Raw genomic sequence first — 20,192 nt, forward strand, 5'->3', positions numbered from 1 at the left:
GTCCTCTTGGGCCGATCCCCCGATCAGGCCGGCTTGCGGATGAAATTGGCCTCGATGGTGGAGGCCGGCTGGCCCGCCACCTCGCGGGTATAGGCCAGCTTCAGATGGGTGCCGTCGACCAGGGTGCGGCGGTACAGCTGGCGCTCGACCTTGCCGTCCTGGGTGGTGCCGACAACCTCGACCGTCAGGGTCGGGCCGGAGAGGCTGGCGGTGGCGTAGGCGCGGTCGGCCGGGACCGTGGCGGTCCAGAACTTCGGCCGGGTGGACGGCTGGAAAGCCAACTCGCGCTCGCGGAACTCCAGCCCGTCGCCGGGCCGGCCGGCTTGGACGTTGCGCCAGAACAGCCGGAAGCCGCCATCGGTCTGCGGCTCGACGATCACCGCCGCCGCCCGCTGCACCTCCTCTTCGCTCGCGCCGATCCAGGAGCCGGCGAAATCATCGATCTTCGCTTCCGCCACCGGCCGGGAGGCCGGTTCCTCGCCGGCGCATCCGGCGAGCGCCGCGGCCACGATACCCACCAGCATCGCGCGTCGCATGAGAGCCATCATTCCCCTCGCTTCGTCGTATCGAATGATCGGAAGAGAGCCATCATGACCGATCGCCCCCGAACCGACGATGCCAAATCGCATTGGCCCAATCGCGTTCAGACGAGGGGTTATTCGGCGGCGTCCTTGCGCATCGGGTTGTTGGGATGGTGCTGCCAGTTGAGGTAGGGCAGGCCGGTGTCGACCGGTTTCATGGTGATGCAGTTGTCGACCGGGCAGACATGCATGCACAGGTTACAGCCGACGCATTCCGCCTCGTTGATCTCGTAGCGCCGCGCGCCTTCCGGCGTGCGCAGCTTGAAGATCGACTGGTGCGAGGTGTCCTCGCAGGCGATGTAGCACTTGCCGCACTGGATGCAGGCGTCCTGGTCGATATTGGCGACGGTCTTGAAGTTGATGTTCAGGTCCTGCCATTCGACGAAGTTCGGCACCGCCAGCCCCTGGAAGGCGCGGGTATCGGCATAGCCCTTGCCGTCCATCCAGTTGGCCAGGCCGGACGTCATGTCCTCGACGATCTTGAAGCCGTGGGTCATCGCCGCGGTGCAGACCTGGACGTTGGTGGCGCCGAGGGCCATGAACTCCGCCGCGTCGCGCCAGGTCGATACGCCGCCGATGGCCGAGATCGCCATGCCGCGGCATTCCGGGTCGCGCGCGATCTGCCCGACCATGCGCAGCGCGATCGGCTTGACCGCCGGGCCGCAATAGCCGCCATGGGTGCCCAGGCCGTCGACCGTGGGCGTCGGCGCCATCAGGTCGAGGTCGATCGACATGATCGACTGGATGGTGTTGATCAGCGACACCGCATCCGCGCCGCCGCGCTTGGCCGCCCGCGCCGGCCCCAGGATGTTGGTGATGTTCGGCGTCAGCTTGACGATCACCGGCATGCGCGAATGCTGTTTGCACCAGCGGGTGACCATCTCGACATATTCCGGCACCTGGCCGACCGCCGAGCCCATGCCGCGCTCCGACATGCCGTGCGGGCAGCCGAAGTTCAGCTCGATGCCGTCGGCGCCGGTGTCCTCGACCAGCGGCAGGATCGCCTTCCAGCTCTTCTCCTCGCACGGCACCATCAGCGACACGATCAGCGCCCGGTCCGGCCAGTCGCGCTTGACCTGCTTGATCTCGCGCAGATTGACCTCGAGCGGCCGGTCGGTGATCAGCTCGATATTGTTGAGGCCGGCGACGCGGGTGCCGTTGTAGCTGACCGCGCCGTAGCGGGAGGAGACGTTGACGATCGGCGGATCCTCGCCCAGCGTCTTCCACACCACCCCGCCCCAGCCGGCGCGGAAGGCGCGGACGACGTTGTACTCCTTGTCCGTCGGCGGCGCCGAGGCCAGCCAGTACGGGTTCGGGGAGCGGATCCCCAGGAAGTCGTTGCTCAGATCGGCCATCAAAGCCTCCTGCCAAAATCGTACGGCTCTCCGGCCGCTTGCATGTCATCCGACCGGCGGCGCCGGCCGGGTCAAACCGCCAACAACACCTCGATCTCGTCCGGCAGTTGGTCGCCCCGGAACGGGTTGCGCACGGTGACGCTGCCCAGGGTCACACCGTCCGCCATGTCCTCGCTCAGCAGCGTGGTGCAGCCATGGCTGTCGGCAGTCGACAGCAGCATCGCGTCCCAGTAGCTGAACCGCTTGGCGGCGGCTTCCCGCGCCGCCGCCACGGCATTGATCTCGGTCGACGTCATGGTCGCGAACAACTCGACCCAGTCTGCGACCTGGGTCGCGGCATCGGCCGCCGGCAACAGACGGCGGCGCTGCGAGGTGACGTAAAACTCGCCCAGCGCCTGGATCGCGAGGACACAGTCCGCCTGCGCGGCGCGCTCGACGATCTGCTTCGCCCGGCGGTGCTTCTCACCCTCGGCGCTGTCGATCGCATAAACTAGGACGTTGGTGTCCAAGGTGAACCGCCTATCGGTCATGCAGCGCTTCGCGGTCGAAGGGCTCCGGCGATGCGCTGCGGTAGCCATGCGCCATGCGCGCGCGGGTCCGTTCCAGCGCCGCCTGCTGGGACGGGGTCAGGACGCGCCGGCGCGACACCGGCACCACCCGGGCCACCGGCTGGCCGCGCCGGGTGATGACGAATTCCTGGCCGGACTCGACCGCGCGGATCATCTCGGCGAAGCCCTGATTGGCCTCGCGCAGGGTAATGGTGGTGCTGGATCCGTCACTCATGGCCTCAATCTCCTGAATGCACTACCAATGTAGCACATTCAGCGCCGCAATGCCCGGTCGATCGACAGCGCGGCCAGCTTGCCGTCCTGCACGGCGCTGACGGTCAGGTCCTGGCCCGGCACGCAGTCACCGCCGGCCCAGACGTCGGACAGCGAGGTCTGCCGCTCCTCGTTCACGGCGATGCGGTTGCCGGCCATCTCCAGCGTCTCCGCTTCATGGGCGAAGGCCGATGGCACGAAGTACTGCCCGATAGCGGTGAAGACCTGGTCGGCCAGCAGGGTGAAGCGGTCTCCGGTGCCGATCAGCCGGCCCTGGGCGTCGAGCTGGGTGTGCTCGAACTCGATCTCCTTCACCGCGGGCCCCTTGCCGTTGACCGGCCAGCCCAGGATGCGGCGCGGCTGGGCCCAGTGGCGGATGGCGACGCCGTTGACCTGCGCCCAGTCCTGCTCCTTCCAGGTCGCCGACATCTGCTCGGCGCCGCGGCGGTAGACCAGCGTCACCTCCTCCGCCCCCAGCCGCCGGGACTGGGTGGCGGCGTCGATCGCGGTGTTGCCGCCGCCGATCACCACCACGCGGCGGCCGACCGGCACCGACGCCTTGTCCGTGGCCTGGCGCAGCCGGGCGATGAAGTCGACCGCGCTCTCGACCCCGGCCATGGCCTCGCCATCGCAGCCCAGGGCATTGACGGCGTTGTGGCCGAGGCCGAGGAACACCGCGTCGTAGTCGCGCCGCAGCTCGCTCAGGGAGACATCGCGGCCCAGTGCCACCGCGGTGCGGATCTCGATGCCGCCGATCTCGAGGATGTAGGCCAGCTCGGCCTGGGCGAAGCCGTCCGCCATCTTGTAGGCGGCGAGGCCGTATTCGTTCAGCCCGCCGCCCTTCTGCTTCGCCTCGAACACCACGACGTCGTGGCCGAGCACGGCGAGGCGGTGGGCGCAGGCGAGGCCGGCCGGGCCGGCGCCGACCACGGCGACACGCTTGCCGGTCGACGGCGCACGGCTGAACAGCTGCTCACCGCGCAGGAAGACATGGTCGGTGGCGTAGCGCTGCAGGGCGCTGATCGCCACCGGCTTCTCCTCCTGGTGGTTGCGGACGCAGGCGTCCTCGCACAGCTCCTCGACCGGGCAGACCCGGGCGCACATGCCGCCCATGATGTTGGCGTCGAGGATGGTCTTCGCCGCGCCCTTCACATTGTCGGTGGCGATGCTCTTGATGAAGGACGGGATATCGATGCCGGTCGGGCAGGCCTCGACGCAGGGCGCGTCGTAGCAGAAATAGCAGCGGCTGGATTCGATCAGCGCAGTGCGGCGGTCGAGCGGCGGATGGATCTCCGCGAAGCTCTCGGCGATGCGGTCGGCGCCGATGCGCCCGGCCGCGATGTCGGGTCCCGTCGTCATTCCCAGCCTCCGATGGCCGGTTCGGCCGGCCCGTCGCCTGCCGCTCCCGGCCCTCAAGCCCGGCGCCGCACCCGGTTTCCCCAGGTTTCGCAGCGCCCCCGCCTCTCCTGACCGAAACGGTATCGAGAACCTGACCAAATGGTCAACTCTATTTTCAATTGATAATCAGTATCATTCTCGTTTGTTGCGCGGCGCCGGAATCGTGCTAGAACGTTTCAGGAACAGCAGGAGACGGCGCATGGACCGACATGTCCGATGGGCCCCGGCCGAAGGCATCGGCCTGGAGCATCTGCGGCTGCATCGCAGCGGCGCCTGGGTTCAGGCCGACAGCGTGGTGATCGGCGGCGACGCCCATCACAAGTCCGGGGGGGTGGAGTGGGCGCTGACCTACACCATCGTGATGGACGCCGAATGGCGGGTGCGGTCGGTGGCCGTGACCGACCATGCCGGCGACCGTCGGCTGCGGCTGTTGGCCGATGGCGGCGGCGCCTGGACCGCCGGCGACGGCACGCCGCTGCCGGAGCTGGACGGCTGCATCGATGTCGACCTGGTGGCGACGCCCTTCACCAACACCCTGCCGATCCGTCGGCTGGGGCTGGAACCCGGCGGGTCGGCCGAGATCAGAGTGGTGTATCTGCCGCTGCCGGAACTGGTGCCCTTCGCCACGCCGCAGCGCTACACCGCGCTGGCGCTGCGGCGCTGGCGCTTCGAATCGTTGGACGGCAGCGGCTTCACCGCCGAGATCAGCACCGATGCCAACGAGCTGGTGCTGGACTATCCGGGCCTGTACCGGCGGGTGGGTTGAGAGACCGTCTCTTGGGCCTTACAGCTCCAGCTCCCAGGTCTCGCCCACCATCTCGGGGCCGAAATCGCGGTGCGGCTTGGCGTCGACCAGGCGGAACCCGGCCTTCTCGTAGATCCGCCGGGCCGCGGTCAGCACGTCGTTGGTCCAGAGAGTGATGCGGCGATAGCCGGCCCGGCGGGCGAAGCGGATGCATTCCTCGACCAGCCGGGCGCCGATGCCATGGCCGCGCGCCTTCGGCTCGACCAGCAGCAGCCGCAGCTTGGCGACCTCGTCGGACTGGCGCACCAGCATCACCGTGCCGACGATCTCCCCATCCAGCTCGGCCACCCAGCACTGCTCGCGCTGCGGGTCGTGGCCGCGTAGGAACTGGGCCGCGATCTCGGCCACCAGGGCCTCGAAGCCTTCGCCCCAGCCGTATTCCCGGGCGTAGAGCACGCCGTGGCGGTACACGATCCAGCCGAGATCGCCCGGCCGGTGCGGCCGCAGCAGATAGGAGACGGCCTTGTCACGGGGCTCGCCGAGCAGCCGCTCCACCATGCGGAAGGCCTCGGTGAGCTGCGCCCGATCCCCGGCCGAGAGCGGCTGCAGCAGGCGGCCGAGCACCTCGTTCGACCGTTCCTCCAGCGGCGCCATCGCCGCCCGGCCGGCCTCGGTCGCAGCCAGCAGGTTCTGCCGCCCATCCTGCGGCGAGGGCGTGCGGGCGAGCAGGCCCTGCTGCTCGAACCGCGCCAGAATCCGGCTGAGATAGCCGGCATCGAGCCCCAGCGCCCGCCCGAGCTCGCTGGCCGTCGGCCGGTCGCGATGCACCAGCTCGTACAGCACCCGCAGCTCGGTCAGCGAAAACGGGCTCTGCAGCAGCCCTTCCTCCAGCACGCCGATCTTCTGGGTGTAGAAGCGGTTGAAGTGCCGCATCGCGGTCACATGCTCGGCCAGCTCCGCCTCGGCCATTCGATCCTCCATCGCGAATCGGATGACAGAGTCAATTTTCTATTTGACTGAGTCAACTATATCGATGCTAACCGCTGTCTCTGCCGGAAGCGGCGGACCTTGTCCGCCGTGCCGCAATCGCTCATCAGACACCATCGGCGGCTGGCGTTCTTGCTGCGGTCGTAGAAAATCCAGCCGCAGTCATGGCCGGCACAGCGCTTCAGACGTGCCGGCTCGCCGTGGAGCAGGAGGTCGAGCGCATCCATGGCCAGGCGGTGACGGACCGCCGCCCCGTCCGTGGGCGGTGCATCCCGCCAGGTTCCCCCAGCCGCGGTGACGGCCAGCCGGCGGCGGGCGGCCGCCTCCGCCACCTCCTCCTGCAGCAGGGCCACCGCCTCCTCAGGCGGATCGGATCGGTTCGCGATGGCATCGAACACCGCGTGCAGCGCCTCGCGCAGCCTTATCAGCCGCGACCACTCCTCCCGGTCGATCCGGGGCGTCTCGCCGAAGGCCAGCGCGCACCAAGCGGCCAGCGCAGCAGGGTCGCCCGCCCGCTCCCGCGGCCCCGGCCCGCCCCGGCCGGACAGGGTGTTGCAAAAGTCCAGGCAGGCGAAGCCGCCGACCAGCAGCGGCTCGGACAGGGATGACGGCTCCGAAGACATGAAACCACCATAACGCATTTGACAGGTTTCGGCGAGTGCCATAGTGTCACCGGCAAACGACCGAAAGACGGTTACGATGCGCTGGAACTCCCTCAGCCAGCTCTATGCCGGCGTCGGGCTGTCGGGCATCGGCCCGATCCTGGTCCGCACCAGCCCGGTCGATCCCGCCGCCACCGCCTTCTGGCGCCTGACCCTGAGCTGCATCCCGGCCGCGATCCTGGCCTGGCGGTCGCCCGCCATGCCGGGGCGGGACATTGGCCTCGCCCTGCTGGCCGGGGTGATGCTGGCCGGCGACCTGGTGCTGTGGAACGCCTCGATCGTGCGCACCAGCGTGATGGAGGCGACGCTGCTGGTGATGATCTATCCGCTGCTGGTGACACTGCTGCCGGCGCTGTGGCTGCGCCGCCGCCCGGACGGCCGCGTGATCGGCGGCGGCTTGGTCGCCTTCGTCGGCATCGCCATCCTGGCCGGGGCGCGCGGCGCCGACGGCGGCGACCTGCTGGGCAACGGCATGGCGCTGCTGGCCGCCCTGTTCTACGCCGTGTGCTTCCTGATCTCGGCGGCGCTGTGCCGGCGCCAGGCCGCCGCCACTGTCACTTTCTGGACGCTGGTCGGCGCCGCGCTGGGCGCCCTGCCGGTGGCGCTGCTGCAGGACCGGATCCTGCCGGCCGCCCCCTCCGGCTGGCTGAATCTGGCGGCCCAGGCGCTGATCGCCTTTGCCTCCCAGCTTCTGGTCGCCCGGGCCCTGCGCACGCTCGACGCCGGCTTCTCCGCCGTCGCCGGCTACGGCCAGCCGGTGGTGGCGACGCTGCTGGCCTGGCCGATCCTCGGCCAGGTGCCGCAGTCGGCCGCCCTGGTCGGCAGCGTCTTCATCGTCGCCGGCATCGCGCTGGCCGGGCGGGGCGAGGCCGAATCGCCACCGGCGCCGGCCCGGACGGCGGCCACGGAGCCGGCGCCGGGCCGCTGATCCTCTATCGACGCCGCTGGCCTTCCGGCCGATGATGCCGGCATGAGCGACGCCGAAATGCTGGATTCGCCGGAGGACACCGGCACCGCCCTGGACACGCCGCGGCCGAGCGTGGGCAGCCGCCTGCGTCGGGCGCGGGAAGCGCAGATCCTGGACGCCGCCGAGGCCGAATTCGCCGAAGCCGGCTTTTCCGGCGCCACCATGCAGGGCATCGCCGAGCGCGCCGGCCTGCCCAAGGCCAATGTCCATTATTACTTCGGCACCAAGGAGGCGCTGTACCGCGCGGTGCTGGCCCGCATCCTCGATCTCTGGGTCGATGCCTTCGACCATCTGGTGCCGGAGCGCGACCCGGCCGAGGCGCTGGCCGCCTATATCCGCGACAAGATGCGCTGGTCGCGCACCCGGCCGCTGGCCTCCAAGGTCTTCGCCAACGAGATCATCCACGGCGCACCGCAGGTCGCCGATTATCTCTCGGGCAAGCTGAAGCGGACGATCGACGAGAAGGCGCGGGTGATCGAGGGCTGGATCGCCGCCGGCCGGATGGCGCCCGTCGATCCGCGACACCTGGTTTTCACCCTATGGGCAGCGACCCAGACCTATGCCGATTTCGAGGCCCAGATCCGGGCGGTGCTGGGGCGCGAGGCGATGGATGACGATGTCTTCCTGGTCGCCACCCGGCATGTCACCGGGCTGATCCTGCGCGGCTGCGGCCTGAAGCCGCCGCGTGGCGGCTGACGCGGCGGAGCGGCGAGGCATCCGTGGCGGCGCGCGCCGCTTTGCGCTAAGGATGGGTCATGCTGACGCGCGCCCTGATCCCGCTGGCCCTGTTCGCCCTTGCCGCCTGCGGCGCCGAACCGCCGCAGCTGCCGCTGCCGCCCGACGTGCTGCAGAGCGCGGCGGCGCCCGGCCAGGGCTTCGACCGCAGCCGGGGCGAGGCGCTGCTGGCCCAGGCCAAGGCCGCCGAGGCCCGCAACCCGGCCGAGGCGGAGCGGCTGTACCGCGAGGCCGGCATGGCCTGGCCGGATCTGGCTGACGCCTGGGACGGGCTGAAGCGCGTGGCGGCGCAGCGGAACAATGCGGCCGAGGCCAAGGCCGCCGGCTTCATGGCCGAGCGGGTGAAGCTGTATCCCGGCACGGCCATCGCCTCGCAGCGCGAGGTCAACATAGCGCTGCAGAGCTACATCCAGGCGCAGACGCAGCAGCCGACCGACGGGCCGGAGCAGCTGGCCTATGCCAAGCGGCTGGGCGAGTTCTACGACGCGCAATATGCCCGCGCCGGCTTCTACACGCGCGAGAAGGACTTCGGGAACATCGAGGCCCACGACATCCCGGCGGTGGCGCTGACCGGCGGCGGCATCCTGGGCTACGGCGCCAGCATGGCCACCAAGTTCAACTAGGCGGCCGGGTCAGCCCGCCCGCTCGCGCGGCGTCACCGTCACCTCCTGCACCCTTCCGTCGCGCAGCAGGCGCAGCACGGCGGGGACGCCGACCCGCTCCACCCCGAGCAGCCGGTGCAGCGCGTCGACGCCGTCGACCGGATGCCGGTCGATCGCCAGGATGACATCGCCGGTGCGCAGCGCCGCAGCCCCGGCGCCGCCAGGCAGCAGCTCCGCCACCCGCACGCCGCCGGCGGCCGGCAGGCCGAGCGCCAGCTGCATCGGCCGCGGCAACCGTACCGTCTGCGCGGCGATGCCGAGCGAGGCCCGCCGCACCCGGCCGTGACGGATGATCTCCGACGCCACCACCACGGCGGTGTCGCTGCCGATGGCGAAGCACAGGCCCTGGGCGCCGGCGATCATCGCCGTGTTGATGCCGACCACCCGGCCGAGGGCATCGACCAGCGGGCCGCCGCTGTTGCCGGGATTGAGCGCCGCGTCGGTCTGCAGCACGCCATCGATCAGGCGGCCCGACCGGCCACGCAGCGACCGGCCGAGGGCGCTGACCACCCCGGCCGTCACCGTCGCCTCGAAGCCGAGCGGATTGCCGATCGCGATCACCAGCTGGCCGACCTGCAGCGCGGCGGAGGAGCCGAGCGGCGCCCAGCCCGGCACGCTGTCGTGCAGGCGCAGCACCGCGAGGTCGGTGTCGGGATCGTCGCCGACCGGCCAGGCGACGACGCTGCGGCCGTCGCTGAGCGTCGCCATGATCGAGGCCGCGCCGCGCACGACATGGCTGTTGGTGAGGACGAAGCCGTCGGGGGTGAAGATCACGCCGGAGCCGCTGCCGCGCGGCACCGGCGTGCCGTCCTGCCCCTGGCCGGAGACGCGGAGATGCACGACCGCGGGGGCGGCGGCGCGCACCGCATCGGTCACCGTGCGGGAATAGGCGTCGAGCGCCTCGGCCCCGGCCGGAGCGGGGACAGGGGTCGAAGCCTCAGGTCCCGGCGCCGGGGCGCCGAGGAAGCGGATATCGTAGCCGGGCATGGGAATGGCCTTGGGATCCGGAAGGGGCGCGCCAGCCGGCTCGCCCCGTTTGCCAAGATGTAGGCATGCCAGTCCGCAACCCCAAGATGGCGGCCAAGAGGATGGCCGGCCGGTGACGCCGCCGGCGCGCGGGCGTATCGTCGCCCCGCTGCATGCGCGATTCGCGCATCGATCACGGCAGGGATGCCTGGATATGGCGACAGACGCGCTGGATGCCTTCGACTGGCGGATCCTGGCCGCGCTGCAGGAGGACGCCCGGATGAGCAACATCGCCCTCGCCGAGCGGGTGCTGCTGTCGCCGTCGCAATGCGCCCGGCGGCTGCAGCGGCTGGAGGAGGCCGGGGTGATTCGCGGCTATGCCGCGCTGCTGGACCCCGACCGGATCGGGCTGTCGGTCGCCGCCTACATCTCGATCACGCTGGAGAAGCATGGCGCCTTCACGGCGGAAGCCTTCCGCGGGGCGGTCGCGCGCCACACCGAAATCGTCGAATGCTGCGCCGTGACCGGCGATGCCGATTACGAGCTGCGGGTGGTGGCGCCCGACCTAAAGGAGCTGTCGCGCTTCATCATGGACAGGCTGATGCGGATCGACGGCGTCTCCGCCATCCGCTCGCGCATCGTGCTCGACACGCTGAAGGACAGCAAAAGACTGCCGCTGCGGCCGACCAGCTGAACGCAAAAGTTGGTCCCCGGTACGGACGGGAAACGCTTGATCAATCCAATTTATCGTCGTTGCGAGCCCCGAAGAGGCGCGGCAATCCAGTGGCACGGCCCCCTGGGTCGCCACGGCGCTGCGCGCCTCGCGATGACGGTTTCGATTTGGAGAGGCGGGTTAAAATCTCTACTGTTCGTATAAGCGGAGATCCTGAAATGGCCTTCTTCATCAAAGATGAGGCGACTGAGGCCGCTGTACGGCGTCTCGCCAAGCTGAAGCAGAAGAGTCTGGCCGAAACCATCCGCGAAGCAGGCCAGAACGAATACCTCCGGATGACGGAGACGGCTTCCCTTGTCGATCGGCTGCGTGCCATCGGCGACCGATATGCGGCCTATCCGAAAACAGGGCTGAAGGCGGACAAAGCATTCTTCGACGACCAGGGCGGCAGCCTTTGAACTCGCCGGCACCTCTGGCGAGGTCGGCTACGGAATCGGGGCCGCATGCCGCACCGGGTTGTGCCGCGGCGCCGCCCGTGCTTGTTTCTCGCCCACTTCTCGCGACCGTCTGGAGCGCCCTGCGCATGACGCGTTTCCTGCAACTTCTCGGGAGCCTTCTCCTCGCCATGGCCATCACCCAAGGGGCTTCGGCCCGCGACCCCGAAAACACGCTCTATCTCGACCTGACCTATGGCCGGGTGGTGATCGAGCTGCGACCCGACCTGGCGCCCAAGCACGTCGCCCGGATCAAGGAGCTGGTGCGCCAGGGCTTCTATGACGGGATCGTCTTCCACCGCGTGATCGAGGGCTTCATGGCCCAGACCGGCGATCCGACCGGCACCGGCATGGGCGGCTCCGGCCAGAAGCTGCCGGCCGAGTTCAGCCAGCAGCCCTTCGACCGCGGCACCGTCGGCATGGCCCGGGCGCAGGATCCGAACAGCGGCGACAGCCAGTTCTTCATCATGTTCGCGCCCGGCCACTTCCTGAACGGCCAGTACACCGTCTGGGGCCAGGTGGTCGAGGGCATGGAGTTCGTCGACAAGATCAAGCGCGGCGAGCCGCCGGCCAACCCGGACAAGATCGTCAAGCTGCAGGTCGCGGCCGACGCCAAATAACCGACCCGACCGATCGAAGCGAAGCCCGGCCCTCGGCCGGGCTTCTCTATTTCAGCGGAAGCGGAAGGCGATCAGCGCCATCTTATAGGTCTCGCGCACCTCGGAGATCGGCTTGCCGTCCTGGCGCAGCACCAGGGCACGGTTCTCGAACAGCGGGGCGGCGGGGTCGTAGGACGGGGCCGGCGCCGCGGCGGCCCAGCCGGCCAGCCGGTCGGCCGGCATCCGCTCCCACCCCTCCGGCAGCGCCTGCCACAGCACGGTCGAGGACAGGGTCCGGCGCGACGGCCCGAGCGGCCGGATGGCGCGGCCGAAGGGCGTGTCGGTCTCGGTCAGCTGCCGGTTGATCTCCGGCGTCAGCCGGCTTGGCAGGTACCAGTTGTCGGCCTCGGACAGCACCTGGTCGCCACAGACCAGCTGGACCCGGCGGTAGACCACGGGCTCGTCACGATCGATCTCCAGCTCCTGCCGCTGCTGCTCGGTCAGCGGTGCCTCGCCGGGCACGCGCTTCGCCACGATCTTCGCCGCGGGCGCCAGGCCGTAGCGGCCGCACCACTCCTCCAGGAACAGGGTGGCGCTGTCGGTGGCGCCGAGCCCGGCGCGCAGCGACTGCACCAGGGCGGTCAGCGCGAGGCGGTCGGACAGGGCGGCGACGCCGGCCTCCTGCCCGCTCGCCACCTCGGCCCGGGCCAGGGCGAGTGGACCCGTCAGCGCCAGGGCGGCAGCGGCGGCGGCGATCGGCAGGCGGCGCAGCATCGGTCTCCTCATGTCGCTCGGGCCAGGACCGGCGCGGCGAAGGATGGCTGCATAGCGGCCGGAAGGCGCCACGGCAATCCGCCGCAGGCCCGATCGCGCTTGACCACGGCGACGGCTCGGTCTGGGCTGAAGCGACTGGCTCGACCGGAGACCGCCATGCCCACCCTGTACGACCGCGCCCTGGTCTGGGAGCTGCCTGCCGCTGGTGCCCGATGCCGACGTCTCGCTGCTGGCCCGGTACAAGGCGGCCGGGATCGACTACGTCTCGATCAACATCGGCATGGACATGACGCCGCTGGACCGGGTGATTCGCACCGTCGCCCATTTCCGCGACTGGATCCGCCGCCACCCCGAGGATTACGCGCTGGCCGGCAGCGTCGCCGAGATCCGCGCCGCCAAGGCGGCCGGGCGCCTGGCCGTCAGCTTCGACCTGGAGGGCGCGCTGCCGCTGATGGGCGATCTCGCCATGGTCGGCCTCTACCACGATCTCGGCGTGCGCCAGATCCACTTCGCCTACAACCGCAACAATCCGGCCGCCGGCGGCTGCCACGACGAGGACATCCCGCTGCCCGCCTTCGGCCGGGCCCTGGTGGCCGAGATCAACCGCGTCGGCATGCTGCTGGACTGCTCCCACACCGGGCATCGCAGCAGCCTGGACATCATGGCGGCCTCGACCCGGCCGGTGGTGTTCAGCCACGCCAATCCGCGCGCCCTGATCGACCATCCGCGCAACATCACCGACGAGCAGATCCGCGCCTGCGCCGCCACCGGCGGGGTGGTCGGCATCAACGGCATCAGCCTGTTCCTCGGCGACGCCAGGAGCGAGACGGTGGCACGGCACATCGATCACGTCGCCCAGCTGGTCGGCGCTGCCCATGTCGGCATCGGCCTGGACTTCCTGTTCGCGCCGGAGGTGGACGATGCGCCGCCCGGCCGCGACCGCGCCTATTGGTGGCCGCCCGAGGCCGGCTACGGCACGGCGCACAGCGCCATCGCCCTGGTGCAGCCGGAGCAGCTGCCGGAGCTGGCCGAGATCCTGCTGCGCCGCGGCTACGGCGAGGCAGACGTTCTGGGCATCCTCGGCGGCAATTTTTTGCGCGCGGCCGAAGCGGCTTGGGGGTAGATCACGCAGCCGCGCGGTGATCGCAGCGGTTCACCTCGACGGTCACATGCGACAGGCCGGGCAGGCCGCCGAGCCGGGCCTTGTACTGCGCCGGCGGCTGCGGGTGGTCGCTGACCAGCGCGACGATCGCGGCGGCGTGGCCGGGGCCGACGCGCCAGAGATGCAGGTCGGCGACGCGGTCGCCGTCGGTCTCGAGCCGGCCCCGGATCGCCTCGGCGAGGCCGGGGTCGGGCACGGTGTCGAGCAGCACCGCCCCCGAGTCGCGCAAGAGGCCCCAGGACCAGCGCGCGATCATGACGCCGCCGACGATCCCCATCAGCGGGTCCATCCAGGCCCAGCCGTAGAGCCGACCGGCGAGCAGGCCGAGGATGGCGCCGACCGAGGTCACGGCATCGGCCAGCACGTGGAAATAGGCCGCACGCAGATTGTGGTCGCGGTCATGGGCATGGTGCCCGTGGGCATGGTGATGCCCGTGATCGTGGTGGTGGTCGTGATCGTGGTCGTGATGATGGTGGCCATGACCGTGATGATGATGGCCCTCGTCGTGCAGCAGCCAGGCGCTGGCGAGGTTGACGGCAAGGCCGACCACGGCGATGACGATCGCCTGGTCATAGGCGATGTCGACCGGGTTCAGGAGACGCACCGCTGATTCCCAGCCGATGCCGACGGCGATCACCGCCAGCACCAGGGCGCTGGCGAAGCCGGCGAGGTCGCCGAGCTTGCCGGTGCCGAAGGCGAAGCGCGGGTCGCGGGCATGCCGGCGGGCGTAGCGATAGGCCAGGGCCGCGACGCCGAGCGCCCCGGCATGGGTCGCCATGTGCAGCCCGTCGGCAAGCAACGCCATCGAGCCGAAGGCGAGGCCACCGACGATCTCGCCCACCATCATCGCCGCGGTCAGCGCCACCACCCAGCGGGTGCGGCGCTCGTTGCGGGCATGGTCGGCGCCCAGGAACAGATGGTCGTGCCGCCAGGCGTCCAGGGAATGGCTGTGCATCGGCGCCTCCCGCGAGCTCAGTGGAGCATGAGCAGGGCCGGATGGCCGGTCCAGTCGCAGACGTCGCGCTGCGCCACCTCGACCGGCACGTCCGGGTGGTTGTGGCGATACAGCCTCAGCGCCGCCTGGAAGGCCCATTCCGGCGGCTCGGCCCGGGCGCAGAGTTCACGATAGACCCGTTCGACGGCGACGCGGCAGCACATGGCGCCCTCATAGATATTTGGTGATCTCGCGCAGCGACGCGAGATGGGCTTCCCGGCCCTCGGCCGACCCGTTGGAGAGATGCGCGACGCAATGGTCGACATGGTCGAGGATCAGCATGGTCTTCGCCTTCTCCACTGCCTTGATCACGGCCTGGAGCTGCTGGGCGATGGCGAGGCCGTCCTCGCCGGCCTCGACCATGCGCAGCGTCGCGGCGAGATGGCCCTGGGCCCGCTTCAGCCGGCCCAGGATCTCGGGATTGTTGGCATGGCTCATGGCATGAACCTATCCCCCTGGAGGGGATATAGCAAGAATGGTGCCCGCGACAGTTGGACCGACGCGCGCTGGAGCGCGGATGCCCGCCGGAGCACTTCCATTTGCGCGACCCTCGGATGACCGGAACGCCGTTTCCCGAACGCGCCGATCCGTCGTAAACGACGGACATATCGGAGGGGCAGTGGGTCCATCGGAGATCATAGCGGCATCGGGGCCGGGCCCGGCGGGCCGGTTCGGCCTGGCCGGACGGCCGGTCCTGGCCAGCGGCCTCGCGGTCGGCGCGCTCTGCCTGCTGCTGGTCGCCTTCGCCGACCGGCCGGCGGCGCTGTGGTTCGAGACGCATCGCGGCTCCGACATCATCGCCGCGGTGAAGATCTTCACCGATATCGGCCTGGGCGTCTGGTGGTACGCGCTGGCGGTCCTGGGCTGGCTGGGCTTTCGCTTCGCCGCCTTCCTGGCCGCCTATGGCGACGTTCGGAAGCAGCGGCTGAAGCGCGCTCGCGGCTTCGGCTTCATGCTGGTGGCGCTGCTGACCACGACCCTGACCAACTGGATGCTGAAGGCCGTGATCGGCCGGCCGCGGCCGCGCCACCTCTTCCGCCACGACGCCTTCGCGCCGCATCCCTTCGGCTGGGACCTGTTCTCGAACAGCTTCCCCTCCGGCCATGCCCAGACCATGGCCACGGCGATGACCGCGCTCGCGATCCTGTTCCCGCGCTGGGGCTGGGCCTTCGCCCTGCTCGGCGGGCTGGTGGCGCTGAGCCGGGTGGTCGTCACCTCGCACTACCCGGCCGACATCGTCGCCGGCGCCTGGCTGGGCGTGGTCGTGGCGCTGGCCGTCCGCCGCTGCGTCGAGGCCACCGGCGGGCCGGTGACGGTGACCCGATGATCGCGCTGATCGCCGCCCTGATCCCGGTGCTGGCGCCGGTGATCGCGTCGGCCGGGGTCGGCTATGTCTGGGCCCGGTCGCGCCACCCGTTCGATCTCGGCTTCGTCACCCGCCTCGTGACCTATGTCGGCTCGCCCTGCCTGGTGTTCTCGACCCTGACCAGGTTCCACGTCCCGGCCGGCGAGATCATCGGCCAGGCCGGCCTGGCCATGCTGTCGGTCTTCGCCTGCGGCCTGGTCGGCGGGCTGGCGCTGCACCTCTCGGGCCGCAAGGTGCGGCCGCTGCTGCCGACGGTGATGCTGCCGAACGCCGGTAATCTCGGCCTGCCGATCGCCTATTTCGCCTTCGGCGACGAAGGGCTGGCGCTGGCCCTGCCCTTCTCCGCCGCCATGACCATGCTGCAATTCACCGTCGGCGTCTCCTGCGCCTCCGGCCACAGCCGGTGGACCGAGATCGTGAAGACGCCGACGATCTACGCCATCCTGCTGGCGATCGTCTTCGCCGCCGGCGGCATCGAGACGCCGCGCTGGCTGGCCAATGCGACCGAGCTGCTGGGCGGTGTCACCCTGCCGCTGATGCTGATCGCGCTCGGCGTGTCGCTGGCCAGCCTGCGCATCGCCAATCTCGGCCACGCCCTGTGGCTGGCGGGGCTGCGCCTGGTCCTCGGCCTTGGCGCCGGCATCGGCGTGGTCTGGCTGTTCGACATCCCGCACCCGACCGCGGCCGTGCTGATCCTGCAATCGGCCATGCCGCCGGCGGTGTTCAACTACCTGTTCGCCGCCCGCTACGGCGGCCCGGTGGAGGAGGTGGCCGGCGCCGTCGTGGTCGGCACCGCCATCAGCCTGCTGACCCTGCCCGTACTGCTGGCCGTGCTGATGGGCTAGGAGCCCTCGATCTCCCGACGCCGCGCCTCGTAGGTCGCCTGGTCGATCAGGCCGCGCCGGCGCATCACCTCCAGCGCCGCCAGGGCCTGGCGGCGGTCGTCGCCGCCGGCCGAGCCGCTTTCCGCATCCGCCGCGCCGCTGGCCGCGGCCGGCTGCGCCCGGTTTCTGTCCGCCATGCTATCGTCCGTCCGTTCTGCGACGCCGCGCGCGCTTCCGTACGGACGGCGCGGCGCCTATGACAGCACCATATGAGGCAAGGAGGACGGCCGGTCGAGATGTGGACGAAGCGGATCCTGCGGGCCTTGGCGCTGGCCGTGCCCGCCCTCGCCATCGCGGCGGCCGTCGCCTTCTGGCTGGGCCCGCCGGGCGGCCGCGGCGTCACCGGCCAGGGCTTCGGCTCGGTCGGCGGCCCGATCGCGCTGGTCGACCAGGCCGGCAAGCCGGTCACCGAGAAGGACTTCGCCGGCAAGGACGCGCTGGTCTTCTTCGGCTTCACCAACTGCCCGGACGTCTGCCCGACCGAGCTGTCGACCATGGCGGCGGCACTGGACACGCTGGGGCCGAAGGCTGACGGTGTGGTGCCGGTCTTCATCACCGTGGACCCGGAGCGCGACACGCCCGATGTGGTCGGCCAATACGCCCAGGCCTTTCATCCCCGCATGGTCGGCCTGACCGGCACGCCGGAGCAGATCGCCAAGGCGGCCAAGGCGTTCCGCGTCTATTACCAGAAGGCGCCGCAGAAGGACGGCTCCTACTCGATGGACCATTCCGCCTTCATCTATCTGATGGGGCCGGACTGGCAGGTGCTGGACATCCTGCCGCCGCAGCTGTCGCCGCAGGACATGGCCCAGCGCATCGGCAAGCAATTGTGACCGGAAGCGGGGTTGCGATCGCGCCCGGCGTGCTATCGTAACCGGACCCTTCCTTCGCTCTCGGGAGTCGCCCTCATGACCCTTCGCCACGCCGTCCTGGCCGGGATCGCCTTCCTCGTCCTCAACGGCTGCTCCGAGCGCGAGGCCCGGCAGCAGCAGGCGCTGGCGGCCCAGAGCGACCTGGTCGGCACCAGCGAGGCGCAGCTGCTGGCCTGCGCTGGCACGCCCGCCCGCAGCCGTAGCGACGGCAACACCCGGTACCTGACCTATCAGAGCGCCGGGATGAGCGCGGACGAGGCCGCCGGCGTCGGCGGCTTCGGCGGCAGCACCGCCGGGACCGCCATGGGCGTCAACCCGGTCAACCGCGGGGTCGGCATGCCGGTCGGCACCAGCACCCTGGACCCGAACTACTGCGAGGCCACCTTCACCCTGGTCGACGGCCGGGTCGCCGATGTCCGCTACCGCACCTCCGGCGGCTATTTCCGCACCGCGTCGTGCTCCGACATCGTCGCGCCCTGCATGGGCGGGCCGACCTTCGACCCCGGCCAGCCGGCGCAGTAGCCGACCGGCCGTCGGCGGCGGAGCACAAACCGTCGCGGATCGGATGGACCCGGGCCTCGGAAATCGGGCCTCTGTTCGCAATCCGCCCGCGCCGGTTGCCGATCCCGGCCGCGGGCACTAAAAGCGTCATATTGCAGCGCGGAAAGCGCGCCGTCCCATGGAGTGCGAGCCGATGAAGATCCTGGTCCCGGTCAAACGGGTGATCGACTTCAACGTCAAGGTCCGGGTCAAGGCCGACGGGTCGGGCGTCGACCTGGCGAACGTCAAGATGTCGATGAACCCCTTCGACGAGATCTCGGTCGAGGAGGCGATCCGGATCAAGGAGGCGGGCAAGGCGACCGAGGTCGTGGCAGTCTCGATCGGGCCGGCCCAGTCGCAGGAGACGATCCGCACCGCCCTGGCCATGGGCGCCGACCGCGGGCTCCTGGTGCAGACCGATGCCGAGCTGCAGCCGCTGGCCGTCGCCAAGCTGCTGAAGGCGCTGGTCGAGCGCGAGCAGCCGCAGCTGGTGATCCTGGGCAAGCAGGCGATCGACGACGACGCCAACCAGACCGGCCAGATGCTGGCGGCCCTCTTGGGCTGGGGCCAGGCGACCTTCGCCTCGAAGCTGGTGGTCGAGGACGGCGCCGCGCTGGTGACCCGCGAGGTCGATGGCGGCCTCGAGACCATCCGGGTCAAGCTGCCGGCGATCGTCACCACCGATCTGCGCCTGAACGAGCCGCGCTACGCCTCGCTGCCGAACATCATGAAGGCGAAGAAGAAGCAGCTCGACACCCTGAGCCCGGCCGACCTCGGCGTCGACCCGGCACCGCGGCTGAAGACGCTGAAGGTGGTCGAGCCGCCGAAACGCAAGGGCGGCGTCAAGGTCGCCAGCGTGCAGGAGCTGGTGGCCAAGCTGAAGACCGAAGCGCGCGTGATCTGAGGGCGGGGAAGCACCATGTCGATCCTGATCGTTGCCGAGCACGACAACGCCACGCTGAAGCCCGCCACGCTGCACGCCGTCACCGCGGCGCAGAAGATCGGCGGCGACATCCACGTCCTGGTCGCCGGATCCGGCGCCCGCCCGGCGGCCGAGGCCGCGGCCAAGGTGGCCGGGGTCGGCAAGGTGCTGCTGGCCGAGGCCCCGGCGCTGGAGCACCAGCTGGCCGAGACCGTGGCGCCGCTCGTCGCCGACCTGGCCAAGGGCTACAGCCATGTCCTGGCGACCGCGACCAGCGCCGGCAAGAACCTGCTGCCGCGTGTCGCCGCGCTGCTGGACGTGCAGCAGATCTCGGACATCACCGCGGTCGACGCGCCGGACACCTTCGAGCGGCCGATCTATGCCGGCAATGCCATCGCCACGGTGCAGTCGGCCGACCCGATCAAGGTGATCACGGTGCGCGGCACCGCTTTCGAATCGGCCGCGGCCGAGGGCGGATCGGCCGCGATCGAGACCATCGAGGCCAAGCCCGACGTCGGCCTGTCGAGCTTCGTCGGCCAGGAGCTGACCAAGTCCGAGCGGCCGGAGCTGACCTCGGCCCGGATCGTGATCTCCGGCGGCCGCGCCCTCGGCTCGGCCGAGAACTTCAAGATCCTCGAGGGCATCGCCGACCATCTCGGCGCCGCGATCGGCGCCAGCCGCGCCGCGGTCGACGCCGGCTACGTGCCGAACGACTACCAGGTCGGGCAGACCGGCAAGGTGGTGGCGCCGGAGCTGTACATCGCCGTCGGCATCTCCGGCGCGATCCAGCACCTGGCCGGCATGAAGGATTCGAAGGTGATCGTCGCCATCAACAAGGACGAGGAGGCGCCGATCTTCCAGGTCGCCGATTACGGCCTGGTCGGCGACCTGTTCAAGGTGATCCCGGAGCTCGAGGCCGAGCTGAAGAAGGGCTGAGCGCCGCCCTCCGGCCCATCTCTCGCGACGGGGAAGGCGCATCCTTCGCGATGCGCCTTCTTGCTGCCGGCCGGTCCATATCGGGATATGGCGGACG

27 protein-coding genes are annotated in these 20,192 nt (G+C 70.2%); 14 read left to right on the plus strand and 13 right to left on the minus strand.

Features of this window, described 5'->3' with window-relative positions; translation table 11 throughout:
- Positions 1 to 23: 23 nt before the first annotated feature.
- The 5 genes from KXR53_RS06040 to KXR53_RS06060 all read right to left on the minus strand — a co-directional run bounded on the left by KXR53_RS06040 (position 24) and on the right by KXR53_RS06060 (position 4,116).
- On the minus strand, positions 24 to 536 hold the full coding sequence (locus KXR53_RS06040) for a hypothetical protein (protein ID WP_437374196.1): 513 nt from the start codon (positions 534 to 536) through the stop codon (positions 24 to 26).
- 119 nt (positions 537 to 655) lie between these two features.
- Positions 656 to 1,936 (minus strand): NAD-dependent dihydropyrimidine dehydrogenase subunit PreA, encoded by a 1,281-nt coding sequence (gene preA, locus KXR53_RS06045; protein WP_437374197.1) that lies wholly within the window; start codon positions 1,934 to 1,936, stop codon positions 656 to 658.
- 71 nt (positions 1,937 to 2,007) lie between these two features.
- Positions 2,008 to 2,466: a PIN domain-containing protein gene (locus KXR53_RS06050; protein ID WP_437374198.1), complete on the minus strand. Its 459-nt coding sequence runs from the start codon at positions 2,464 to 2,466 to the stop codon at positions 2,008 to 2,010.
- Positions 2,456 to 2,719, minus strand: coding sequence for a type II toxin-antitoxin system Phd/YefM family antitoxin (locus tag KXR53_RS06055; protein ID WP_437374199.1), 264 nt, complete (start codon positions 2,717 to 2,719; stop codon positions 2,456 to 2,458). The genes KXR53_RS06050 and KXR53_RS06055 overlap by 11 nt, the downstream gene beginning before the upstream one ends.
- A gap of 38 nt (positions 2,720 to 2,757) precedes the next feature.
- Entirely contained in the window at positions 2,758 to 4,116 is a 1,359-nt protein-coding gene (locus KXR53_RS06060) for an NAD(P)-dependent oxidoreductase (RefSeq protein WP_437374200.1), read from the minus strand.
- Between the two features lie 238 nt (positions 4,117 to 4,354).
- Between KXR53_RS06060 and KXR53_RS06065 the strand changes: the two genes are divergently transcribed.
- Positions 4,355 to 4,921 (plus strand): putative glycolipid-binding domain-containing protein, encoded by a 567-nt coding sequence (locus KXR53_RS06065; protein ID WP_437374201.1) that lies wholly within the window; start codon positions 4,355 to 4,357, stop codon positions 4,919 to 4,921.
- 18 nt (positions 4,922 to 4,939) lie between these two features.
- Here KXR53_RS06065 and KXR53_RS06070 read toward each other — a convergent pair whose 3' ends face one another.
- Together KXR53_RS06070 and KXR53_RS06075 are read right to left on the minus strand one after the other, a co-directional pair.
- Positions 4,940 to 5,869: a bifunctional helix-turn-helix transcriptional regulator/GNAT family N-acetyltransferase gene (locus KXR53_RS06070; protein ID WP_437374202.1), complete on the minus strand. Its 930-nt coding sequence runs from the start codon at positions 5,867 to 5,869 to the stop codon at positions 4,940 to 4,942.
- A gap of 56 nt (positions 5,870 to 5,925) precedes the next feature.
- The gene (locus KXR53_RS06075) at positions 5,926 to 6,510 is read right to left on the minus strand and encodes a CGNR zinc finger domain-containing protein (protein WP_437374203.1); all 585 of its coding nucleotides are present in this window, start codon (positions 6,508 to 6,510) and stop codon (positions 5,926 to 5,928) included.
- 76 nt (positions 6,511 to 6,586) lie between these two features.
- On the opposite strand from KXR53_RS06075, the gene KXR53_RS06080 reads away from it, so the two are divergent.
- From KXR53_RS06080 to KXR53_RS06090, 3 genes are read left to right on the plus strand one after another with little or no spacing between them, the layout of a single operon-like run.
- Positions 6,587 to 7,477 carry a DMT family transporter gene (locus KXR53_RS06080; protein ID WP_437374204.1) on the plus strand — a complete coding sequence of 297 codons (891 nt, stop codon included), beginning with the start codon at positions 6,587 to 6,589 and terminating at the stop codon, positions 7,475 to 7,477.
- Between the two features lie 42 nt (positions 7,478 to 7,519).
- A complete protein-coding gene (locus KXR53_RS06085) occupies positions 7,520 to 8,212 on the plus strand; it encodes a TetR/AcrR family transcriptional regulator (protein WP_437374205.1) in 693 nt (230 codons plus the stop codon).
- A 59-nt stretch (positions 8,213 to 8,271) separates the two neighbouring features.
- Entirely contained in the window at positions 8,272 to 8,874 is a 603-nt protein-coding gene (locus KXR53_RS06090) for a hypothetical protein (RefSeq protein WP_437374206.1), read from the plus strand.
- Positions 8,875 to 8,883: 9 nt separating this feature from the next.
- Here the strand turns inward: KXR53_RS06090 and KXR53_RS06095 are convergent, their stop codons facing one another.
- Positions 8,884 to 9,900, minus strand: a complete 1,017-nt coding sequence (locus KXR53_RS06095) for a S1C family serine protease (RefSeq protein ID WP_437374207.1) — start codon at positions 9,898 to 9,900, stop codon at positions 8,884 to 8,886.
- 193 nt (positions 9,901 to 10,093) lie between these two features.
- Between KXR53_RS06095 and KXR53_RS06100 the strand changes: the two genes are divergently transcribed.
- The 3 genes from KXR53_RS06100 (at position 10,094) to KXR53_RS06110 (ending at position 11,666) form a co-directional block, all read left to right on the plus strand.
- Positions 10,094 to 10,573, plus strand: a complete 480-nt coding sequence (locus tag KXR53_RS06100; RefSeq protein WP_437374208.1) for an Lrp/AsnC family transcriptional regulator — start codon at positions 10,094 to 10,096, stop codon at positions 10,571 to 10,573.
- Between the two features lie 197 nt (positions 10,574 to 10,770).
- Positions 10,771 to 11,010: a type II toxin-antitoxin system VapB family antitoxin gene (locus tag KXR53_RS06105; protein WP_437374209.1), complete on the plus strand. Its 240-nt coding sequence runs from the start codon at positions 10,771 to 10,773 to the stop codon at positions 11,008 to 11,010.
- Positions 11,011 to 11,135: 125 nt separating this feature from the next.
- Entirely contained in the window at positions 11,136 to 11,666 is a 531-nt protein-coding gene (locus KXR53_RS06110) for a peptidylprolyl isomerase (protein ID WP_437374210.1), read from the plus strand.
- 51 nt (positions 11,667 to 11,717) lie between these two features.
- Here the strand turns inward: KXR53_RS06110 and KXR53_RS06115 are convergent, their stop codons facing one another.
- A complete protein-coding gene (locus KXR53_RS06115; RefSeq protein ID WP_437374211.1) occupies positions 11,718 to 12,419 on the minus strand; it encodes a hypothetical protein in 702 nt (233 codons plus the stop codon).
- Between the two features lie 205 nt (positions 12,420 to 12,624).
- On the opposite strand from KXR53_RS06115, the gene KXR53_RS06120 reads away from it, so the two are divergent.
- Positions 12,625 to 13,542, plus strand: coding sequence for a dipeptidase (locus KXR53_RS06120; RefSeq protein WP_437374212.1), 918 nt, complete (start codon positions 12,625 to 12,627; stop codon positions 13,540 to 13,542).
- Between the two features lies 1 nt (position 13,543).
- Here KXR53_RS06120 and dmeF read toward each other — a convergent pair whose 3' ends face one another.
- Genes dmeF through KXR53_RS06135 form a run of 3 tightly spaced genes read right to left on the minus strand, consistent with a single transcriptional unit; the run spans position 13,544 to position 15,013 of the window.
- The gene (gene dmeF / locus KXR53_RS06125) at positions 13,544 to 14,536 is read right to left on the minus strand and encodes a CDF family Co(II)/Ni(II) efflux transporter DmeF (RefSeq protein ID WP_437374213.1); all 993 of its coding nucleotides are present in this window, start codon (positions 14,534 to 14,536) and stop codon (positions 13,544 to 13,546) included.
- A gap of 17 nt (positions 14,537 to 14,553) precedes the next feature.
- Positions 14,554 to 14,739 carry a hypothetical protein gene (locus KXR53_RS06130; protein WP_437374214.1) on the minus strand — a complete coding sequence of 62 codons (186 nt, stop codon included), beginning with the start codon at positions 14,737 to 14,739 and terminating at the stop codon, positions 14,554 to 14,556.
- Positions 14,740 to 14,746: 7 nt separating this feature from the next.
- Positions 14,747 to 15,013: a metal-sensing transcriptional repressor gene (locus KXR53_RS06135; protein WP_437374215.1), complete on the minus strand. Its 267-nt coding sequence runs from the start codon at positions 15,011 to 15,013 to the stop codon at positions 14,747 to 14,749.
- Positions 15,014 to 15,194: 181 nt separating this feature from the next.
- Here KXR53_RS06135 and KXR53_RS06140 point away from each other — a divergent pair, with 181 nt between their 5' ends.
- Both KXR53_RS06140 and KXR53_RS06145 read left to right on the plus strand, forming a co-directional pair.
- Entirely contained in the window at positions 15,195 to 15,902 is a 708-nt protein-coding gene (locus tag KXR53_RS06140) for a phosphatase PAP2 family protein (RefSeq protein ID WP_437374216.1), read from the plus strand.
- Complete coding sequence (locus KXR53_RS06145; protein WP_437374217.1) at positions 15,899 to 16,786, plus strand: AEC family transporter; 888 nt, start codon at positions 15,899 to 15,901, stop codon at positions 16,784 to 16,786. The genes KXR53_RS06140 and KXR53_RS06145 overlap by 4 nt, the downstream gene beginning before the upstream one ends.
- Here KXR53_RS06145 and KXR53_RS06150 read toward each other — a convergent pair.
- The gene (locus KXR53_RS06150; protein ID WP_437374218.1) at positions 16,783 to 16,962 is read right to left on the minus strand and encodes a hypothetical protein; all 180 of its coding nucleotides are present in this window, start codon (positions 16,960 to 16,962) and stop codon (positions 16,783 to 16,785) included. The two genes, KXR53_RS06145 and KXR53_RS06150, sit on opposite strands and share 4 nt — an antisense overlap.
- Before the next feature lie 99 nt (positions 16,963 to 17,061).
- On the opposite strand from KXR53_RS06150, the gene KXR53_RS06155 reads away from it, so the two are divergent.
- From KXR53_RS06155 to KXR53_RS06170, 4 genes are all read left to right on the plus strand, one after another.
- The gene (locus KXR53_RS06155; RefSeq protein ID WP_437374219.1) at positions 17,062 to 17,658 is read left to right on the plus strand and encodes an SCO family protein; all 597 of its coding nucleotides are present in this window, start codon (positions 17,062 to 17,064) and stop codon (positions 17,656 to 17,658) included.
- 75 nt (positions 17,659 to 17,733) lie between these two features.
- The gene (locus KXR53_RS06160) at positions 17,734 to 18,219 is read left to right on the plus strand and encodes a hypothetical protein (protein WP_437374220.1); all 486 of its coding nucleotides are present in this window, start codon (positions 17,734 to 17,736) and stop codon (positions 18,217 to 18,219) included.
- Positions 18,220 to 18,391: 172 nt separating this feature from the next.
- Positions 18,392 to 19,141 carry an electron transfer flavoprotein subunit beta/FixA family protein gene (locus KXR53_RS06165; RefSeq protein ID WP_437374221.1) on the plus strand — a complete coding sequence of 250 codons (750 nt, stop codon included), beginning with the start codon at positions 18,392 to 18,394 and terminating at the stop codon, positions 19,139 to 19,141.
- A 15-nt stretch (positions 19,142 to 19,156) separates the two neighbouring features.
- A complete protein-coding gene (locus tag KXR53_RS06170) occupies positions 19,157 to 20,095 on the plus strand; it encodes an electron transfer flavoprotein subunit alpha/FixB family protein (RefSeq protein ID WP_437374222.1) in 939 nt (312 codons plus the stop codon).
- The last annotated feature ends 97 nt before the right edge of the window (positions 20,096 to 20,192 follow it).

It is taken from the genome of Inquilinus limosus (genome assembly GCF_051487185.1).
Taxonomy (GTDB): domain Bacteria; phylum Pseudomonadota; class Alphaproteobacteria; order DSM-16000; family Inquilinaceae; genus Inquilinus; species Inquilinus limosus_F.

Excerpts from the sequence above, each read along its gene's own strand:
- KXR53_RS06040 (WP_437374196.1), bottom strand. The coding sequence starts at position 536 with ATGCGACGCGCGATGCTGGTGGGTATCGTGGCCGCGGCGCTCGCCGGA.
- preA (WP_437374197.1), bottom strand. The coding sequence starts at position 1,936 with ATGGCCGATCTGAGCAACGACTTCCTGGGGATCCGCTCCCCGAACCCG.
- KXR53_RS06050 (WP_437374198.1), bottom strand. The coding sequence starts at position 2,466 with ATGACCGATAGGCGGTTCACCTTGGACACCAACGTCCTAGTTTATGCG.
- KXR53_RS06055 (WP_437374199.1), bottom strand. The coding sequence starts at position 2,719 with ATGAGTGACGGATCCAGCACCACCATTACCCTGCGCGAGGCCAATCAG.
- KXR53_RS06060 (WP_437374200.1), bottom strand. The coding sequence starts at position 4,116 with ATGACGACGGGACCCGACATCGCGGCCGGGCGCATCGGCGCCGACCGC.
- KXR53_RS06065 (WP_437374201.1), top strand. The coding sequence starts at position 4,355 with ATGGACCGACATGTCCGATGGGCCCCGGCCGAAGGCATCGGCCTGGAG.
- KXR53_RS06070 (WP_437374202.1), bottom strand. The coding sequence starts at position 5,869 with ATGGCCGAGGCGGAGCTGGCCGAGCATGTGACCGCGATGCGGCACTTC.
- KXR53_RS06075 (WP_437374203.1), bottom strand. The coding sequence starts at position 6,510 with ATGTCTTCGGAGCCGTCATCCCTGTCCGAGCCGCTGCTGGTCGGCGGC.
- KXR53_RS06080 (WP_437374204.1), top strand. The coding sequence starts at position 6,587 with ATGCGCTGGAACTCCCTCAGCCAGCTCTATGCCGGCGTCGGGCTGTCG.
- KXR53_RS06085 (WP_437374205.1), top strand. The coding sequence starts at position 7,520 with ATGAGCGACGCCGAAATGCTGGATTCGCCGGAGGACACCGGCACCGCC.
- KXR53_RS06090 (WP_437374206.1), top strand. The coding sequence starts at position 8,272 with ATGCTGACGCGCGCCCTGATCCCGCTGGCCCTGTTCGCCCTTGCCGCC.
- KXR53_RS06095 (WP_437374207.1), bottom strand. The coding sequence starts at position 9,900 with ATGCCCGGCTACGATATCCGCTTCCTCGGCGCCCCGGCGCCGGGACCT.
- KXR53_RS06100 (WP_437374208.1), top strand. The coding sequence starts at position 10,094 with ATGGCGACAGACGCGCTGGATGCCTTCGACTGGCGGATCCTGGCCGCG.
- KXR53_RS06105 (WP_437374209.1), top strand. The coding sequence starts at position 10,771 with ATGGCCTTCTTCATCAAAGATGAGGCGACTGAGGCCGCTGTACGGCGT.
- KXR53_RS06110 (WP_437374210.1), top strand. The coding sequence starts at position 11,136 with ATGACGCGTTTCCTGCAACTTCTCGGGAGCCTTCTCCTCGCCATGGCC.
- KXR53_RS06115 (WP_437374211.1), bottom strand. The coding sequence starts at position 12,419 with ATGCTGCGCCGCCTGCCGATCGCCGCCGCCGCTGCCGCCCTGGCGCTG.
- dmeF (WP_437374213.1), bottom strand. The coding sequence starts at position 14,536 with ATGCACAGCCATTCCCTGGACGCCTGGCGGCACGACCATCTGTTCCTG.
- KXR53_RS06130 (WP_437374214.1), bottom strand. The coding sequence starts at position 14,739 with ATGTGCTGCCGCGTCGCCGTCGAACGGGTCTATCGTGAACTCTGCGCC.
- KXR53_RS06135 (WP_437374215.1), bottom strand. The coding sequence starts at position 15,013 with ATGAGCCATGCCAACAATCCCGAGATCCTGGGCCGGCTGAAGCGGGCC.
- KXR53_RS06145 (WP_437374217.1), top strand. The coding sequence starts at position 15,899 with ATGATCGCGCTGATCGCCGCCCTGATCCCGGTGCTGGCGCCGGTGATC.
- KXR53_RS06150 (WP_437374218.1), bottom strand. The coding sequence starts at position 16,962 with ATGGCGGACAGAAACCGGGCGCAGCCGGCCGCGGCCAGCGGCGCGGCG.
- KXR53_RS06155 (WP_437374219.1), top strand. The coding sequence starts at position 17,062 with ATGTGGACGAAGCGGATCCTGCGGGCCTTGGCGCTGGCCGTGCCCGCC.
- KXR53_RS06160 (WP_437374220.1), top strand. The coding sequence starts at position 17,734 with ATGACCCTTCGCCACGCCGTCCTGGCCGGGATCGCCTTCCTCGTCCTC.
- KXR53_RS06165 (WP_437374221.1), top strand. The coding sequence starts at position 18,392 with ATGAAGATCCTGGTCCCGGTCAAACGGGTGATCGACTTCAACGTCAAG.
- KXR53_RS06170 (WP_437374222.1), top strand. The coding sequence starts at position 19,157 with ATGTCGATCCTGATCGTTGCCGAGCACGACAACGCCACGCTGAAGCCC.